2 protein-coding genes are annotated in these 18,330 nt (G+C 67.0%); both read left to right on the top strand.

Annotated features, from left to right (window positions below; translation table 11 throughout):
• Positions 1-4 precede the first annotated feature (4 nt).
• On the top strand, positions 5-9,676 hold the full coding sequence (locus AAHK21_RS25265; RefSeq protein ID WP_367858724.1) for an amino acid adenylation domain-containing protein: 9,672 nt from the start codon (positions 5-7) through the stop codon (positions 9,674-9,676).
• 1 nt (position 9,677) lies between these two features.
• Positions 9,678-18,323 carry an amino acid adenylation domain-containing protein gene (locus AAHK21_RS25260; protein ID WP_367858723.1) on the top strand — a complete coding sequence of 2,882 codons (8,646 nt, stop codon included), beginning with the start codon at positions 9,678-9,680 and terminating at the stop codon, positions 18,321-18,323.
• The last annotated feature ends 7 nt before the right edge of the window (positions 18,324-18,330 follow it).

Here is an 18,330-nt window from a genome sequence, read left to right as displayed (position 1 = left end):
CAAAGTGCAAGAGCTGCTCGACTCCGTAAAGTCGCTGTCCACCAGGGAGCGCAAGGCATTGGCAGCCTTGCTCAAGCGCCAGGGTGTCAACCTCTACGGGGTCACCCCGATCTTCAGAAGGGACTCGGCGGACGGGGCAGCGCTTTCCTATGCACAGCAGCGCCAGTGGTTCCTCTGGCAGCTCGACCCGCACAGCGCCGCCTACAACATCCCGGCGGCGCTGCGGCTCAAGGGCGCGCTGGATGTCGAGGCGTTGCAGCGCAGCTTCGACAGCCTGGTGGCGCGCCACGAAACCCTGCGCACCACCTTCCGCCAGGAAGGTGACGGGGCGGTGCAGATCGTCCATCCGCCAATGCCCTTGGCGCTGGCGGTGGAGCCCTTCGTGTCTGCGGATTCGACGGATCTGCAGGCAGCCATCCGCGCGCGGGTAGAGGCCGAGGTGCAGCAGCCGTTCGACCTGGAGCATGGTCCGTTGTTGCGGGTCAGGCTGCTGGTGCTGGGGCCTGAAGAGCATGTGCTGATCCTGACTGTGCACCATATCGTTTCCGATGGCTGGTCCACGCCGATCCTGGTGGACGAGCTGATCCGCCTGTACGAGGGCTTGCGCCTGGGCGCGCCGGTGACCCTGGCCGAGCTGCCGATCCAGTACGCTGACTACGCCCTGTGGCAGCGCGACTGGATGGAGGCGGGCGAGCAGGAGCGCCAGCTCGGTTACTGGCGCGAGCAACTGGCGGGCGAGCAGCCGTTGCTGGAACTGCCTGTCGACCGCCCGCGGCCGTCGGTGCAGAACTTCCAGGGCGCACGCCTGGGCATCGATATCGATGCCTCCCTGGCGCAGGGGCTCAAGGCCCTGGCGCGCCAGCAGGGGGTGACCCTGTTCATGCTGTTGCTGGCTTCGTTGCAGGCACTGCTGCACCGCTACAGCGGGCAGGCCGACATCCGTGTCGGCGTGCCGGTGGCCAACCGTACCCGCGCCGAAACCCAGGGGCTGATCGGCTTCTTCGTCAACACCCAGGTGCTCAAGGCCGAGTTCGCGCCGCAGACCACCTTCGCCACGTTGCTGCAGCAGGTGCGTGAAACCTCGCTGCAGGCCCAGGCGCACCAGGACCTGCCGTTCGAGCAACTGGTCGAGGCGCTGCAGCCCGAGCGCAGCATGAGCCACAACCCGTTGTTCCAGGTGCTGTTCAACCACCAGGCCGAAAGCCCGGGCATGGTCCGTGAGCTGGGCGGGTTGCAGGTCGAGGGCTTGAGCTGGGAAGGGCAGACCACCCAGTTCGACCTGATCCTCAACACGGCCGAGCACGAGGGTGGGCTGATTGCGGCATTCACCTATGCCACCTCGCTGTTCGATGCGGCCACGGTCGAGCGCATCGGCCGGCATTGGCGCAACCTGTTGCAGGGCATCTGCGCCGATCACGCCCAGCGCGTGGCGCAGTTGCCGTTGCTCGATGCGGCAGAGCTGGGGGCGTGGACGGCTGATGTGCAGCGCTACCCGAGCACCGAGTGCGCTCACGCGCTGATCGAGCAGCAGGCGGCGCGCACGCCTGAAGCGATTGCCGTGACCTTCGCCGGGCAGGCGCTGAGCTACGACCAGCTCAATCGCCGTGCCAACCGCCTGGCGCACAAACTGCGTGCGCAGGGCGTGGGGCCGGATGTGCTGGTGGGCATCGCGGTGGAGCGTGGTTTCGAGATGATTGTCGGCCTGCTGGCGATCCTCAAGGCCGGTGGCGCTTATGTGCCGCTGGACCCGGAGTATCCGCAGGATCGCCTGAGCTACATGATGGAAGACAGCGGCATTCAGTTGCTGCTGACTCAAGGCCATTTGCTGGCCGGCCTGCCGGTGCCGGCGCACGTACGCAGCCTGTCTCTCGAAGATGATCTGGCTGGCTACAGCGACGAAAACCCCGAGCACCTGACCCAGCCGGACAACCTGGCCTATGTGATCTACACCTCGGGCTCCACCGGCAAGCCGAAAGGCACGCTGCTGCCGCACCACAACCTGCTGCGCCTGTTCAAGGCGACGGACGCCTGGTTTGGCTTTGGTGCGCAGGACGTGTGGACGCTGTTCCACTCGTACGCCTTCGACTTCTCGGTGTGGGAGATCTTCGGTGCGCTGCTGCATGGCGGTCGTTTGGTGATCGTGCCGCGTGAAACCACGCGTTCGCCGGAAGACTTCCACCAGTTGCTGGTGGAGCAGGGCGTGACCGTGCTGAACCAGACCCCGTCGGCGTTCAAACCGCTGATGCGCGTGGCCTGTGACAGCACTGCCGATCTGGCGCTGCGCTACGTGATCTTCGGCGGCGAAGCCCTGGATGTGGCCGCGTTGCAGCCATGGTTCGAGCGCTTCGGCGAGGACTGCGACAACCTGATCAACATGTACGGCATCACCGAGACCACGGTCCACGTGACCTACCGGCCGATCCATTTTGCTGACACGCAACAGGCGGGCAGCCCGATCGGTGCAGCGATTCCAGACCTGTCGATGTATGTGCTGGATGCCGACTTCAATCCGGTGGCCAAGGGCTGCACCGGCGAGCTGCATGTCGGCCACGCCGGTCTGGCGCGGGGTTACCACAACCGCGCCTCGCTGACCGCCGAGCGCTTCGTGCCGGACCCGTTCTCCAGCGAAGGCGGGCGCCTGTACCGCACCGGCGACCTGGCGCGTTACCGCGAGCAGGGCGTGATCGAGTACGTGGGCCGTATCGACCACCAGGTGAAGATCCGCGGTTTCCGTATCGAACTGGGCGAGATCGAAGCGCGCCTGCAAGAACATGCGGCGGTGCGCGAAGTGCTGGTGCTGGATATCGACGGGGCAGGGGGCAAGCAACTGGCTGCCTATCTGATCGCCCAAGACGCAAGTGCAGACCACGCGGCGCTACGCGACACGCTGAAACAGCACCTGAAAGCCAACCTGCCGGACTACATGGTGCCGACGCACTTCCTGGTCTTGGCGCAGTGGCCACTGACCGCAAACGGCAAGCTGGACCGCAAGGCCTTGCCCAAACCGGATGCCAGCCAGCTGCAGCAGGGCTACGTGGCCCCGCGCACGGCGCTGGAGCAGCAACTGGCGGCGATCTGGGCCGAGGTGCTCAAGGTCGAGCAAGTCGGCCTGCACGACAACTTCTTCGAACTCGGCGGCCACTCGTTGCTGGCCACCCAGGTCACCTCGCGCATCCGCCAGCGCCTGGACCTGGAAGTCCCGCTGCGCAGCCTGTTCGAATCCGCCGACCTGCAAGCCTTCGCCCAGGCCGCCGGCCAAGGCGCGGCCAGCCAGGCGCCAGCGTTCACCGTCGTTGACCGCAACCAGCCGTTGGCCTTGTCCTACGCCCAGCAGCGCCAGTGGTTCCTCTGGCAGCTGGAACCGGCCAGCGCCGCCTACAACATCCCTTCGGCCCTGCGCCTGAAGGGCGAGCTGGACATTGAGGCACTGCGCAGCAGCTTCGCCGCGCTGATCGCCCGCCATGAGACCCTGCGTACTACCTTCCATCAGGAAGGTGAACAGGCCTGGCAACGCATCCATGCCGCAGGTGACTTCGACCTGCCGGTCGAGACGGTGGCAAGCGAGGCGCTGCAGGCGCGAGTTGCGCAGGAGACCGCGCAGCCGTTCGACCTGGAGCACGGCCCGTTGCTGCGCGCCCGCCTGCTGCGCCTGGCCGCCGACGAGCATGTGCTGGTACTGACCCTGCACCATATCGTCGCCGATGGTTGGTCGATGCCGATCATGGTCGATGAAGTGGTGCGTCTGTATGCCGGGTACCGTCAGGGCGCCGAGGCGCAACTGCCGGCCCTGGCGTTCCAGTACGCCGATTATGCCGCCTGGCAGCGCCAGTGGATGGCGGCGGGCGAGCAGGCGCGCCAGCTCGACTACTGGCGTCAGCAACTGGGCGACGAGCAACCGGTGCTGGAGTTGCCTGCCGACCGCCCACGCCCGTTGCAGCTGAGTCATGCCGGGGCACGCCTGGATATCCACCTGGAGCCGGAACTCGCCGAGGCGCTGAAAGCCACCGCACGGCAACAGGGCGTGACCCTGTTCATGCTGTTGCTGGCCTCGTTCCAGGTGCTGCTGCACCGCCTCAGTGGTCAATCGCAGGTGCGCGTCGGCGTGCCGGTCGCCAACCGCAACCGGGCCGAGACCGAGGGCCTGATCGGCTTCTTCGTCAACACCCAGGTGCTCAAGGCTGAGTTCGCGCCGCAAACCACCTTCGCCGGGTTGCTGCAACAAGTCCGGCACACCGCCGTGCAGGCCCAGGCGCATCAGGACCTGCCGTTCGAGCAACTGGTCGAGGCGCTGCAGCCCGAGCGCAGCCTGAGCCACAGCCCGCTGTTCCAGGTGCTGTTCAACCACAAGGCGGAAAACCCCGGCATGGCCCAGGAACTGGCCGGGCTGCGGATCGAGGGGCTGGGTTGGGAAGACCGCAGCACCCAGTTCGACCTGGTTCTGAACACGGTCGAGCACGACGCGGGGTTGAGCGCCATCCTGACCTACGCCACTGCATTGTTCGATCCGGCCACTGCCGAGCGTCTGGGCAGGTACTGGCGCAATCTGCTGCAGGGCATCTGCCAGGACAGCGCCCAACGCGTGGCGCAGTTGCCGTTGCTCGATGCGCTCGAGTTGGATGAGTGGCAAGCGCATGTACAACGTTACCCAAGCTCCGAGTGCGCTCACGCGCTGATCGAGCAGCAGGCGGCGCGCACGCCTGAGGCGATCGCCGTGTCCTTCGCCGGGCAGGCGCTGAGCTATGACCAGCTCAACCGCCGCGCCAACCGCCTGGCGCACAAGCTGCGTGCGCAGGGCGTGGGGCCGGATGTGCTGGTGGGCATCGCGGTGGAGCGTGGTTTCGAGATGATTGTCGGCCTGCTGGCGATCCTCAAGGCCGGTGGTGCCTATGTGCCGCTGGATCCGGAGTACCCGCAGGACCGCCTGAGCTACATGATGGAGGACAGCGGCATTCAGTTGCTGCTGACTCAAGGCCATTTGCTGGCCGATCTGCCGGTACCGGCGCACGTGCGCAGCCTGTCTCTCGAAGATGATCTGGCTGGCTACAGCGACGAAAACCCCGAGCACCTGACCCAGCCGGACAACCTGGCCTATGTGATCTACACCTCGGGCTCCACCGGCAAGCCGAAAGGCACGCTGCTGCCGCACCACAACCTGCTGCGCCTGTTCAAGGCGACGGACGCCTGGTTTGGCTTTGGTGCGCAGGACGTGTGGACGCTGTTCCACTCGTACGCCTTCGACTTCTCGGTGTGGGAGATCTTCGGTGCGCTGCTGCACGGCGGTCGCCTGGTGATCGTGCCGCGTGAAGTGACCCGTTCGCCGGAAGACTTCCACCAGTTGCTGGTGGAGCAGGGCGTGACCGTGCTGAACCAGACCCCATCGGCGTTCAAGCCGCTGATGCGTGTGGCCTGTGACAGCACTGCCGATCTGGCGCTGCGCTACGTGATCTTCGGCGGCGAAGCCCTGGATGTGGCCGCTTTGCAGCCGTGGTTCGAGCGCTTCGGCGAAGAGTGCGACAACCTGATCAACATGTACGGCATCACCGAGACCACGGTGCATGTGACCTACCGGCCGATCCGTTTTGCTGACACGCAACAGTTGGGCAGCCCGATCGGTGCGGCAATTCCGGACTTGTCGATGTACGTGCTGGACGCCGACTTCAATCCGGTGGCCAAGGGCTGCACCGGCGAGCTGCATGTCGGCCACGCTGGCCTGGCACGCGGTTACCACAACCGTGCCTCGCTGACCGCCGAACGCTTCGTGCCGGACCCGTTCTCCAGTGAAGGCGGGCGCCTGTACCGCACCGGCGACCTGGCGCGTTACCGCGAACAGGGCGTGATCGAGTACGTGGGGCGGATCGACCATCAGGTGAAGATCCGTGGCTTCCGTATCGAACTGGGCGAGATTGAAGCGCGCCTGCAAGAGCATGCGGCGGTGCGCGAAGTGCTGGTGCTGGATATCGATGGGGCAGGGGGCAAGCAACTGGCCGCCTACCTGATTGCCCAGGACGTGAATGCAGATCACGCAACCCTGCGTGACACGCTGAAACAGCACCTCAAAGCCAACCTGCCGGACTACATGGTGCCGACGCACTTCCTGATCTTGGACCAGTGGCCGCTGACCGCCAACGGCAAGCTGGACCGCAAGGCCCTGCCCAAGCCGGATGCCAGCCAACTGCAACAGGGCTACGTAGCTCCACGTACGGAACTGGAACAGCAACTGGCGGCGATCTGGGCCGAGGTGCTGAAGGTCGAGCAGGTCGGCTTGCACGACAACTTCTTCGAGCTTGGCGGCCACTCGTTGCTGGCCACCCAGGTCACCTCGCGCATCCGCCAGCGCCTGAATGTGGAAGTGTCGCTGCGCAGCCTGTTCGAGTCCGCCGACCTGCGGGCCTTCGCCCAGGCCGCAGGCGAGGGTGCGGCCAGCCAGGCCCCCGCCATTACCGTGGCGGACCGCAACCAGCCGCTGGTGCTGTCGTACGCCCAGCAGCGCCAGTGGTTCCTCTGGCAACTGGAGCCGGATAGCGCCGCCTACCACATCCCTGCAGCCTTGCAACTGAAGGGGCGGCTGAACCCCGAGGCGTTGCGTCAGGCCTTCGAGACCCTGATCGCTCGCCATGAGAGCCTGCGCACCACCTTCGATCAGCAAGGTGGCGAGGCGCAGCAGCGTATCCACGCGCCCGCGACGTTCACCCTGGTCATGGAATCCCTGCAGGACACCTCGACCGAGGCGGTCCGCGAGCGCGTGGCTCGGGAGATCCAGCGCCCGTTCGACCTGACCCAGGGGCCGCTGCTGCGGGTGCGCCTGCTGCGCCTGGCCGAGGACGATCACGTGCTGGTGCTGACCCTGCATCACATCGTCGCCGATGGCTGGTCGATGCCGATCATGGTCGATGAAGTGGTCGACGCCTACCTGGCCTTGAGCCAGGGCCGGCAACCCGAACAGCCGGCCTTGCCGGTGCAGTACGCCGACTATGCCGTCTGGCAGCGCCAGTGGATGGAGGCCGGCGAGCAGGCCCGCCAGCTGGACTACTGGCTGGCGCAGCTGGGCGGCGAGCACTATGTGCTGCAACTGCCCACCGATCATCCACGGCCCACTGTGCAAAGCCACGCCGGTCGCAGCCTCGCCATCGAGGTGCCGGCGCCGCTGGTCCAGGCGTTGAAGGCGCAGGCGCGCCAGCAAGGGGTGACGCTGTTCATGCTGCTGCTGGCTTCGTTCCAGAGCTTGCTGCACCGCCAGACCGGGCAGGCCGACATCCGTGTCGGCGTGCCGATCGCCAACCGCACCCGGGCCGAGACCGAAGGCTTGATCGGCTTCTTCGTCAACACCCAGGTGCTCAAGGCGCAGTTCGAGCTGCACACGACCTTCAGCGCGTTGCTGCAACAGGTCAAGCACGCCGCCTTGCAGGCCCAGGCGCACCAGGACCTGCCGTTCGAGCAACTGGTCGAAGCGCTGCAGCCGGAGCGCAGCCTGAGCCACAACCCGCTGTTCCAGGTGATGTTCAACCACCAGGCCCAACGCTCGGACCAGGGGCGCGAACTGCCTGGGCTGAGCATCGAAGGCCTGAGCTGGGGCAACCCCACGGCGCACCTCGACCTGGCCCTGGATACTTTCGAAAGCGAGGACGGCCTCGGCGCGACCCTGACCTACGTCAGCGACCTGTTCGAGCATGCCACCATCGAGCGCATGGCCGCGCACTGGCTCAACCTGTTGCAGGCAGTCAGCACCCAGCCTGCCCAGCGGATCGTCGAGTTGCCGCTGCTCGATGAGGCGCAGCGCCAGGTCATCCTCGGGCAGTGGAGCCGCCACGAGGCGGTCTACCCTGACCAGCGCACCGTACAGCAGCTGATCGCCGACCAGGCCGCGCTTACCCCGCACGCCACGGCGCTGATCTGCGAAGGGCAGCAGCTCACCTACCAGGCCCTGGACCAGCGTGCCAACCAGCTGGCCCATCGCCTGCGCGAGGCGGGCATCGGCCCGGACGTGCGCGTGGGCATCGCCCTGCCGCGCAGTCTGGACATGGTGGTCGGCCTGCTGGGCGTGCTCAAGGCCGGCGGCGCCTATGTGCCGCTGGACCCCGACTACCCGCACGAGCGCCTGGCCTACATGATGGAGGACAGCGGCATCGCCCTGTTGATCGGCCACAGCGCCCAGCTGCAAGCCCTGGCCGTGGCACCGCAGGTGCGCAGCCTGTGCCTGGACAGCGAGCCGCTCGATGCCTGGCCGAGCCATGCGCTGCCGGCGCTGGGCGACCCCGACAACCTGGCGTACATCATGTACACCTCCGGCTCCACCGGGCGCCCCAAGGGCGTCGGCATCAGCGCCGCGGCGCTGAGCCGGCATGCCCATGTCGCCCAGGGTTTCTGCGGCCTGTCGGCGGCCGACCGGGTGCTGCAGTTCTCCACCTTCAACTTCGACGCCTTCGTCGAGCAGCTCTACCCGGCGCTGATCTGCGGCGCCAGCGTGGTGCTGCGCGGCCCGACGCTGTGGGACAGCGAGACCTTCTACCGTGAAGTGGTGACCCAGGGCATCACCTTCGCCGACCTGCCGACCGCCTACTGGTATCTGCTGGCTAAGGACTTCGCGGCCAAGGGGCCGCGCGACTATGGTTCGCTGCGGCGCATCCACATGGGGGGCGAGGCCATGGCCGCCGATGGCGTGCTGGCCTGGCAACAGGCCGGGCTAGGCCATGTGCGGTTGCTCAACACCTACGGACCGACCGAGGCCACCGTCAGCGTCATGAGCCACGACTGCAGCGCCTATGTCACCGGCGAGCAACCCCTGCCGGTGCTGATCCCGATCGGCAAGGCCCTGGGCGGTCGTTCGATCCACTTGGTGGACGCCGATGCCGACCTGGCCCTGCCGGGCGCCATCGGTGAACTGCTGGTCGGTGGCGAGCTGCTCGCCCGCGGCTATCACAATCGTCCGGGGCTGACCGCCGAGCGCTTCATCCCCGACCCGTTCGCGACGACGCCGGGCGGGCGCCTGTACCGCACCGGCGACCTGGCACGCTATCGCGAGCACGGCGTGGTGGAGTACGCCGGGCGTATCGACCATCAGGTGAAGATCCGCGGCTTCCGTATCGAGCTGGGCGAAATCGAGGCGCGCCTGCGCGAGCACCCGGCGGTGCGCGAGGTACTGGTGGTCGATATCGATGGCCCCGGCGGCAAGCAACTGGCGGCCTACCTGGTGCCCAACACCATGCCCGAGGCCGAGGACGGCCTGCGCGCCGAGCTGAAGGCGCACCTGGGCGCCAGCCTGCCGGACTACATGGTGCCGATGTACCTGGTGCTGCTCGAACGCATGCCGTTGCTGCCCAACGGCAAGCTCGACCGCAAGGCGCTGCCAACCCCCGATACCCGCCAGTCGCAGCCGGCCTACGTGGCCCCGGTCAGTGAACTGGAGCAGCAGTTGGCGGCGCTCTGGGCCGAGGTGCTGCAGGTCGAGCGGGTGGGCCTGGGCGATGACTTCTTCGAGCTGGGCGGGCACTCGCTGCTGGCGGCCCAGCTGATTTCCAAGATCAACTCGGGCCTGGGCATCGACATCCCCCTGCGCCTGCTATTCGAGAAACCGCAATTGAATGATTTTGCCCAGGCCTGTGCCAGCACCGGCTTGTCGTTGAGCGAGGACGGCTTGTCCGATATCGAAAGAATGATGAATGAAATGGCGGGCGTCTGAGATGGACAAGAGCACAGCAGAACGTATCGCCAAGCGCTTTGTCGGCCTTGCCCTGGAGCAGCGTCGGCAGATCCTCGACAAGATGCGCGAGACCGGGCAGAGCTTCCGCTTGCTGCCCATCGCCGTGACCCGCCACGACAGCCAGCGCATCCCGCTGTCCTATGCCCAGCAGCGCATGCTGTTCCTCTGGCAGCTGGAGCCGCACAGCAGCTTCTACAACGTGCCGATGGCAGTGCGCCTGAGCGGTTCACTGAACCAGCAGGCTCTGGCCCAGGCTCTGGACGCGCTGGTGCAGCGTCATGAGAGCCTGCGCACGCGCTTTGTCTCCGAGCAGGGCGAGTTCCACCAGCAGGTCCTCGAGCAGCCGGGCGTTGGCCTGGAGGTGCGCGAGGTGCAGGCCGGGCCGGGCGAGGATATCGAGCAGTGCCTGCGTACTGCGGTGCGCGAGGCGCTGGATGCGCCGTTCGACCTGCTCGAAGGCCCGCTGCTGCGGGTCCGGCTGTTGCGCCTGGCACCGACCGAGCACGTGCTGACGGTGTGCATGCACCATATCGTCTCCGACGGCTGGTCGGGCGAGCTGATGGTGCAGGAGTTCGTGCACCTGTACGAGGCGCTGTCGCAAGGCCGTGACGCCAACCTGCCGGCGCTGGAGGTGCAATACGCCGACTACGCGATCTGGCAACGCGCCTGGCTGGAGGCCGGCGAGGGCGAGCGCCAGTTGCAGTACTGGAAGCAGCAGCTGGGCGATGAACACCCGGTACTGGACCTGCCACTGGACCACGAGCGTCCGGCGCACCCCAGCTACCGTGGCGCGACGCTGCGCAGCGATGTGCCGGCGGCGCTGTCGGCGCAGCTCAAGGCCCAGGCGCGCAGCCAGGGCCAGACCGTGTTCATGCTGACCCTGGCGGCGCTGGCGGTGACCCTGTCGCGCTACAGCGGCCAGGCCGACATCCGCATCGGCGCGCCCAACGCCGGGCGCAACCGCAAGGAAGTCGAAGGCCTGATCGGCTTCTTCATCAACACCCAGGTGCTGCGGGTGCAGGTGGACGAGCGCCAGAGCGGCGCGGCGCTGCTGGAGCAGGTGAAGCAGGTGGTCAGTGGCGCGCAGTCGCACCAGGAACTGCCGTTCGAGCACCTGGTCGACGCCCTGGCGCCGGAGCGCAACCTGGGCCACAACCCGCTGTTCCAGGTGAAGATCAACCAGAACATGGCCGATACCGAGGCCGGCGCCCAGGCCCGGCAGACGCTGGGTGAGCTGAGTGTCAGCGGTTTTTCGGTCGAGGGCAGCGATGCGCGCTTCGACCTGGCCTACGACTTCACCGAGACCCCCGAGGGCTTGCAGGGCTACTTCACCTACAGCACCGACCTGTTCGAAGCCGCGACCATCGAGCGTATGGCCGCTTCGTTCCAGGCCGTGTTGCGTACGCTTGTCGAGCATCCCGACGCAGCGTTGCTCGATTACCCGGATGCCCAGGCCGCGCAGGTTCAAACCGCTGCCCAAGACTGGCCGCAGCAGGACTTCCTCGCCCTGTGGCGTCAGGGCCTGCAAGCCGGGGGTGGGCAGCCGGCATTGCGGGCGGGCGATCGCACGCTCACCTACGCCGAGCTGGAGCAGCAGGCCAACCGTTTCGCGCATTACCTCAAGGCGCAGGGTATCGCCCCGGGCATGACCGTGGCGCTGTGCCAGGAGCGCTCCATCGAGTGGGTGACCAGCCTGCTGGCGGTGCTCAAGCTGGGCGCGGTGTACCTGCCGCTGGACAGCCGCCAGCCGGCCGAGCGCCTGCAGCAGTTGCTGCAGGCCAGCGCCGCGCAGCTTCTGGTGCATGCCCAGGGCAACGCCCAGGCGGCGGGGCTGGGCGTGTGCCGCGCCGTGGCCTATGACGCTTCACTGTATGGCGACTACGACGAGCAGCCACCGGCGGTGCGTGTCTTGCCGCAGCAGGCGGCCTACATCATCTACACCTCGGGCTCCACCGGGCAGCCCAAGGGCGTGGTGGTCAGCCACGGGGCGCTGGCCAACTACCTGCAGGGCGTGCTGCAACGCCTGGACTTGCAGCCCGGCGCCAGCCTGGCGATGGTTTCCACCGTGGCCGCCGACCTTGGCCATACCGTGCTGTTCGGCGCGCTGGCCTCGGGCCGGCTGCTGCACCTGCTGGGCCACGACCAGGGTTTCGATCCGGATGCCTTCGCCAGCTACATGGCCGAGCACCGCGTCGATGTGCTGAAGATCGTGCCGAGCCACCTGCAGGGCCTGTTGCAGGCCGCGCAGCCGGAGCGGGTGCTGCCCGAGCAACTGCTGATTCTTGGTGGCGAGGCCAGTTCCTGGGCGCTGATCGAGCAGGTCCGCCGCCTGAAGCCCGGCTGCCGGATCATCAACCACTACGGCCCGACCGAGACCACCGTGGGCATCCTCACCCACGAAGTCGACGCGCGCCTGCCCGGCTGGCGCAGCGTGCCGGTCGGCCGGCCGCTGGACAACGGCCAGGCGCGGGTGCTGGACGCCTACCTCAATCCGCTGCCCGAGCGCGTGGCCGGCGAGCTGTACCTGGGCGGCCAGGGCCTGGCCCAGGGTTATGTCGGCCAGCCGGGCCTGACCGCCGAGCGCTTCGTCCCCGATCCGTTCGGTGACAACGGCGAGCGGCTGTACCGTGCCGGTGACCGCGCACGCCTGGACCAGGGCGTGCTGGAATACCTGGGCCGTGGCGATGACCAGGTGAAGATCCGCGGCTACCGGGTCGAGCCGGGCGAGGTCGGCCAAGTGCTGCAAGGCCTGCCCGGCGTGGCCGAGGCCGTGGTGCTGGCACTGCCCCTGGACAGCGACCCCACGCGCCTGCAACTGGTGGCCTGGGCCGTACCGGCGGCGGGTGTCGAGCTGCAGGCCGAGGCCCTGCGCCAGGCCCTGCTGGCGCGCCTGCCAGAGTACCTGGTGCCGGCGCAGGTGTTGCTGCTCGAACGCCTGCCGCTGACCGCCAACGGCAAGCTGGACAAGCGTGCCCTGCCCAGACCCGGGGTGGTGGCCAAGCAGCGCTTTGTCGCGCCGGTGGGTGAAATCGAAGAGAAACTCGCGGCGATCTGGTGCGAGGTGCTCAAGCGTGAGCAAGTGGGCAGCACCGACAACTTCTTCGAGCTGGGTGGCGACTCGATCCTCAGCCTGCAGATCATTGCCCGCGCCAAGCGCCAGGGCATCAAGCTCAGCCCCAAGCAGTTGTTCGAGAAACAGACCATCGGCCAACTGGCGGCGGTGGCCAAGCTGATCGAGAAGAAGCCGGCGGTCGAGGTGGTCGAGCAGGTCAGCGGCAGCCTGCCGCTGCTACCGATCCAGGCGCGGTTCTTCGACAGCGCGATTCCCCAGCGCCACCACTGGAACCAGGCGGTGCTGCTGACCCCGCGCCAGCCGTTGACGGTGGCCTTGCTGCAACCTGCGCTCAAGCTGCTGCTGGAACAGCACGACGCCCTGCGCCTGCGTTTCAGCGAGGACCAGGGCCAGTGGCAAGGCCAGTTCGCGCCGCTCGATATGCAGGAACTCCTGTGGGTACATCAGCTAGACGATGCCGCGCGCCTGCCGGAGCTGGCCGATGAGGCCCAGCGCAGCCTGGACCTGAAGAATGGCCCGCTGCTGCGCGTGGTGCTGATCGACCTGCCCGAGGGGCAACAGCGCCTGCTGGTGGTGATCCACCACCTGGTGGTCGATGGCGTGTCCTGGCGCGTCCTGCTCGAAGACCTGCAGCTGGCCTGCCAGGCACTGCTGGCCGGCAAGGCGCCGGTGCTGCCGGCCAAGAGCAGTTCGCTCAAGGCCTGGGCCGAGCACCTGCGCGAGCACGCCCGCAGCCCCGCGATGGTGGCCGAACTGGCCTACTGGCAAGCGCAGTTGCAGGGTGTGAGCGACGTCCTGCCTGGGGCGAACCCGCAGGGTGGCCAGCAGCGCAAGCATGAAATCTCGGTGCGCACCCACCTGAACGCCGAACTGACCCGGCAACTGCTGCAGGAGGCGCCGGCCGCCTACCGCACTCAGGTCAATGATCTGCTACTGACGGCGCTGGCGCGGGTCATCCGTCGCTGGACCGGCGAGGCGCACGCGCTGATTCGCCTGGAAGGCCATGGCCGCGAAGACCTGTTCGATGACCTCGACATCACCCGCACGGTCGGCTGGTTCAGCAGCCTGTACCCATTGAAGCTGACCCCCGCCGATGACCTGGGCGCGTCGCTCATGGGGGTCAAGGAGCAACTGCGCGCCGTGCCGGCCAAGGGCATCGGCTACGGTGTACTGCGTTACCTGGGCGACGCGCAGGCCCGCGAAACCCTCGGCGCCCTGGCCCAGGGCAGTATCGTATTCAACTACCTGGGGCAGTTCGACGGCAGCTTCGACAGCGAGCAAGGGCTGTTTACCCCGGCGCCGGAAGGCGCGGGGCAGGGGCAAAGCCCGGAGGCGCCGCTGGGCAGCCTGCTCAGCATCGATGGCCAGGTCTACTCCGGTGAACTGGCGCTGGACTGGAGCTTCAGCAGCGCCGTGTTCGAACGTGCGCAGATCCAGCGCCTGGCCGACGAGTACGCCGAGGAGCTGCGCCTGTTGATCGCCCACTGCACCAGCCCGGGCGTGGCGGGCGTGACGCCTTCGGACTTCCCTCTGGCCAGCCTCGACCAGCGTCAGCTGGCGGCGCTGCCGGTGGCGGCGGACAACATCGAAGACATCTACCCGCTGTCGCCGATGCAGCAGGGCATGCTGTTCCACAGCCTGTACCAGCAGGAGGCGGGCAACTACATCAACCAGACTCGCGTCGAAGTGCAGGGTCTGGACGTACCGCGCTTCATCGCGGCCTTGCAGGCCACCGTGGACAACCACGAAGTGCTGCGCAGCAGTTTCTTCAGTGGCTACGACCAATCCCTGCAAGTGGTGCAGCGCCAGGCGCGGCTGCCGCTGGTCGAGCTCGACTGGCGTGACCAGGCCGATCTGCCCAGGGCGTTGCAGGAATGGGCCGAGGCCGACCTGCGTGCCGGTTTCGACCTGGCCAGCGGTCCGCTGCTGCGCCTGGCGGTGATCCGCAGCGCCGAACAGCAGTACCAGCTGGTGCTGACCAACCACCATATCCTGCTCGATGGCTGGAGCAGCTCGCGCCTGTTCGGCGAGGTGCTGCAGCGTTACGCCGGTGTCACCCCGGCAGGCAAGAACAGCCGTTACCGCGACTATATCCAATGGCTGCAGCGCCAGGACCAGGCCGCCAGCGAGCGCTTCTGGCGCGAGCGTACGGCGGAACTGGACGAGCCTACGCGGCTGGCCCAGGCCTTCAGGTCCGAAGCCCAGGGGCACGGGCAGGCCGAGCATCAGATCAGCCTGGATGCACAGCGTACCCAGCGCCTGGGCGAGTTTGCCCGGGACCAGCGGATCACCCTCAACACCCTGGTCCAGGCCGCGTGGCTGTTGCTGTTGCAGCGCTACACCGGGCAGGCCTGCGTGACCTTCGGCGCCACCGTGGCCGGCCGCCCGGCCGAGCTTGCAGGCGTCGAAGAGCAGCTGGGGCTGTTCATCAACACCTTGCCGGTGGTCGCCAGCCCACGCCCGGAGCAGACCGTGGGCGACTGGGTACAGCACGTGCAAGGGCTGAACCTGGCCCTGCGCGAGCACGAGCACACGCCACTGTACGAGATCCAGCGCTGGGCCGGCTGGAGCGGCGAGGCGCTGTTCGACAATATCCTGGTGTTCGAGAACTACCCGGTGTCGGAGGCGCTGCAGCAAGGCGCTCCCCAGGGGCTGTTGTTCGGCGAGGTGGCCAGCCAGGAACAGACCAACTATCCGCTGACGCTGGTGGCCCAGGTGGGCGAAAAACTGTCGGCCAGCTTCAAGTTCGACCGCGCCAGCTATGCCGGATCGGCTGTCGGGCAGATCGCGGCACATTTCGTCGAACTGCTGGAAGGGTTGGCGGACTCGTCGCAGCGGGCTTTGGGTGAGCTGGTGCTGAGCACAGCGCCGCTACAGGTCATTGACAGCTATCCGAGTTCGGCCTGCGCCCATGCGCTGATCGAGCAGCAGGCGGCGCGCACGCCTGAAGCGATCGCTGTGTCCTTCGCCGGGCAGGCGCTGAGTTACGACCAGCTCAACCGCCGCGCCAACCGCCTGGCGCACAAACTGCGCGAGCAGGGCGTGGGGCCGGACGTGCTGGTGGGCATCGCCGTGGAGCGTGGTTTCGAGATGATCGTCGGCCTGCTGGCGATCCTCAAGGCCGGGGGCGCCTATGTGCCGCTGGACCCGGAGTATCCGCAGGATCGCCTGAGCTACATGATGGAAGACAGCGGCATCGCACTTCTGCTGACTCAAGGTCATCTGCTGGCCGATCTGCCGGTACCGGCGCATGTGCGCAGCCTGTCTCTCGAAGGTGATCTGGCTGGCTACAGTGACGAGAATCCGGAGCACCTGACCCAGCCGGATAACCTGGCCTATGTGATCTACACCTCGGGCTCCACCGGCAAGCCGAAAGGCACCTTGCTGCCGCACCACAATCTGCTGCGCCTGTTCAAGGCGACCGATGCCTGGTTCGGCTTCGGCCCGCAGGATGTGTGGACGCTGTTCCACTCGTACGCCTTCGATTTCTCGGTGTGGGAGATCTTCGGTGCGCTGCTGCACGGCGGTCGTTTGGTGATCGTGCCGCGTGAAACCACGCGTTCGCCGGAAGACTTCCACCAGTTGCTGGTGGAGCAGGGCGTGACCGTGCTGAACCAGACCCCGTCGGCGTTCAAACCGCTGATGCGCGTGGCTTGTGACAGCACTGCCGATCTTTCGCTGCGCTACGTGATCTTCGGCGGCGAAGCGCTGGACGTGGCTGCGTTGCAACCGTGGTTCGAGCGCTTCGGCGAGGACTGCGACAACCTGATCAACATGTACGGCATCACCGAGACCACGGTCCACGTGACCTACCGGCCGATCCGCTTTGCCGACACGCAACAAGCGGGCAGCCCGATCGGTGCAGCGATTCCGGACCTGTCGATGTACGTGCTGGACGCCGACTTCAACCCGGTGGCCAAGGGCTGCACCGGCGAGCTGCATGTCGGCCACGCCGGCCTGGCACGCGGTTATCACAACCGTGCCTCGCTGACTGCCGAACGCTTTGTGCCGGACCCGTTCTCCAGCGAAGGCGGACGCCTGTACCGCACCGGCGACCTGGCGCGTTACCGCGAACAGGGCGTGATCGAGTACGTGGGGCGGATCGACCATCAGGTGAAGATCCGTGGTTTCCGTATCGAACTGGGCGAGATCGAAGCGCGACTGCAAGAGCATGCGGCGGTGCGTGAAGTGCTGGTGCTGGATATCGATGGTGCAGGGGGCAAGCAACTGGCCGCCTACCTGATCGCGAATGATCCATCAGCCGACCATGCAACCCTGCGCGACACGCTGAAACAGCACCTCAAAGCCAACCTGCCGGACTACATGGTGCCGACGCACTTCCTGGTCTTGGCGCAGTGGCCATTGACTGCCAATGGCAAGCTGGACCGCAAGGCCCTGCCCAAGCCGGATGCCAGCCAACTGCAACAGGGCTACGTAGCTCCACGTACGGAACTGGAACAGCAACTGGCGGCGATCTGGGCCGAGGTGCTGAAGGTCGAGCAAGTCGGCCTGCACGACAACTTCTTCGAACTCGGCGGCCACTCGTTGCTGGTGATCACCCTGGTGAACAAGGTGCGCGAAGCCTTCGCCATCAATATCAGCCTGCATGAGTTCATGCTGATGGCCAGCTTCGAGGAACTCGCCAACTTCATCGGTGGCGGCAAGGATCGCCTGAAATCGCCGGTGATCAACCTCAACGGCTGCCAGCGCCAGCGCCCGGCGCTGTTCTGCCTGCCGCCGGGTGGCGGCGGTGCCTACGCCTACTACCCGCTGGCCAGCCGCCTGGCGGACGAGCGCCCGGTGTATGGCCTGGTCAACCGTTGCTATGCCGAGCCGGGCTGGGTGGACGAATCCTGGGCGGCGATGGTCGGCTACTACGTCGAGCAGATCCGCCGTACCCAGGCCAGCGGCCCGTACCATCTGCTGGGTTGGTCCATGGGTGGCGCGCTGGCGCTGGAGGTGGCTCACGCCCTGGAGCAGGCCGGCCAGGAGGTCGGTTTCGTCGGCCTGGTCGACACCCAGCTGCCGCAGGAGGTATCCGGCCTCGACGCCGAGCCCGTCGAGGTGGTGCAGGTCGCGCGGGCGGACGAGAGCCTGCTGCGTGGCCTGCTGGCCTTTGCGCCGGGCGTCGGCGAGGCGCGGATCGCTGGCTTCATCGACGAGGCCGGGCGTCTGCCGGCCGAGGTCGACAGGACCGAGTGGGTCATCGAACAGGTGGCCGCCGCGGGTAATGTCAGCGCCGAACGCCTGCGCAGCATCCACGAGGATGTGCACTTGCAGCGGGAGATCGTCGACGGCTTCGCCGTGCTCGACCGCAACGCCGAACTGAGCCAGGCATTCCGCCTGCGCCCGCTGGCGGTTCAGGTGGACTGCTGGTGGGCCAGTGAAAGCCGCAGCGCCGAGCGGGTACGCCTGGGCGAGGCGGGGCTGCTGGCCCAGGCTTCGGTCAACGGGCTGGCCAGTTCGACGGTGATCGCCGATGGGCATGAGGGTGTGATCAACGCCGTCGCCTTCACCGACGGGCTGTTGCAGCGGCTTGCCGACAAGGCGTAAGGGTTGC

The organism is Pseudomonas sp. TE50-2 (assembly GCF_040813665.1).
Lineage (GTDB): Bacteria > Pseudomonadota > Gammaproteobacteria > Pseudomonadales > Pseudomonadaceae > Aquipseudomonas > Aquipseudomonas soli.
Note: the sequence above shows the minus strand (reverse complement) of the source record. Positions and strands in the feature narration are given on the sequence as shown.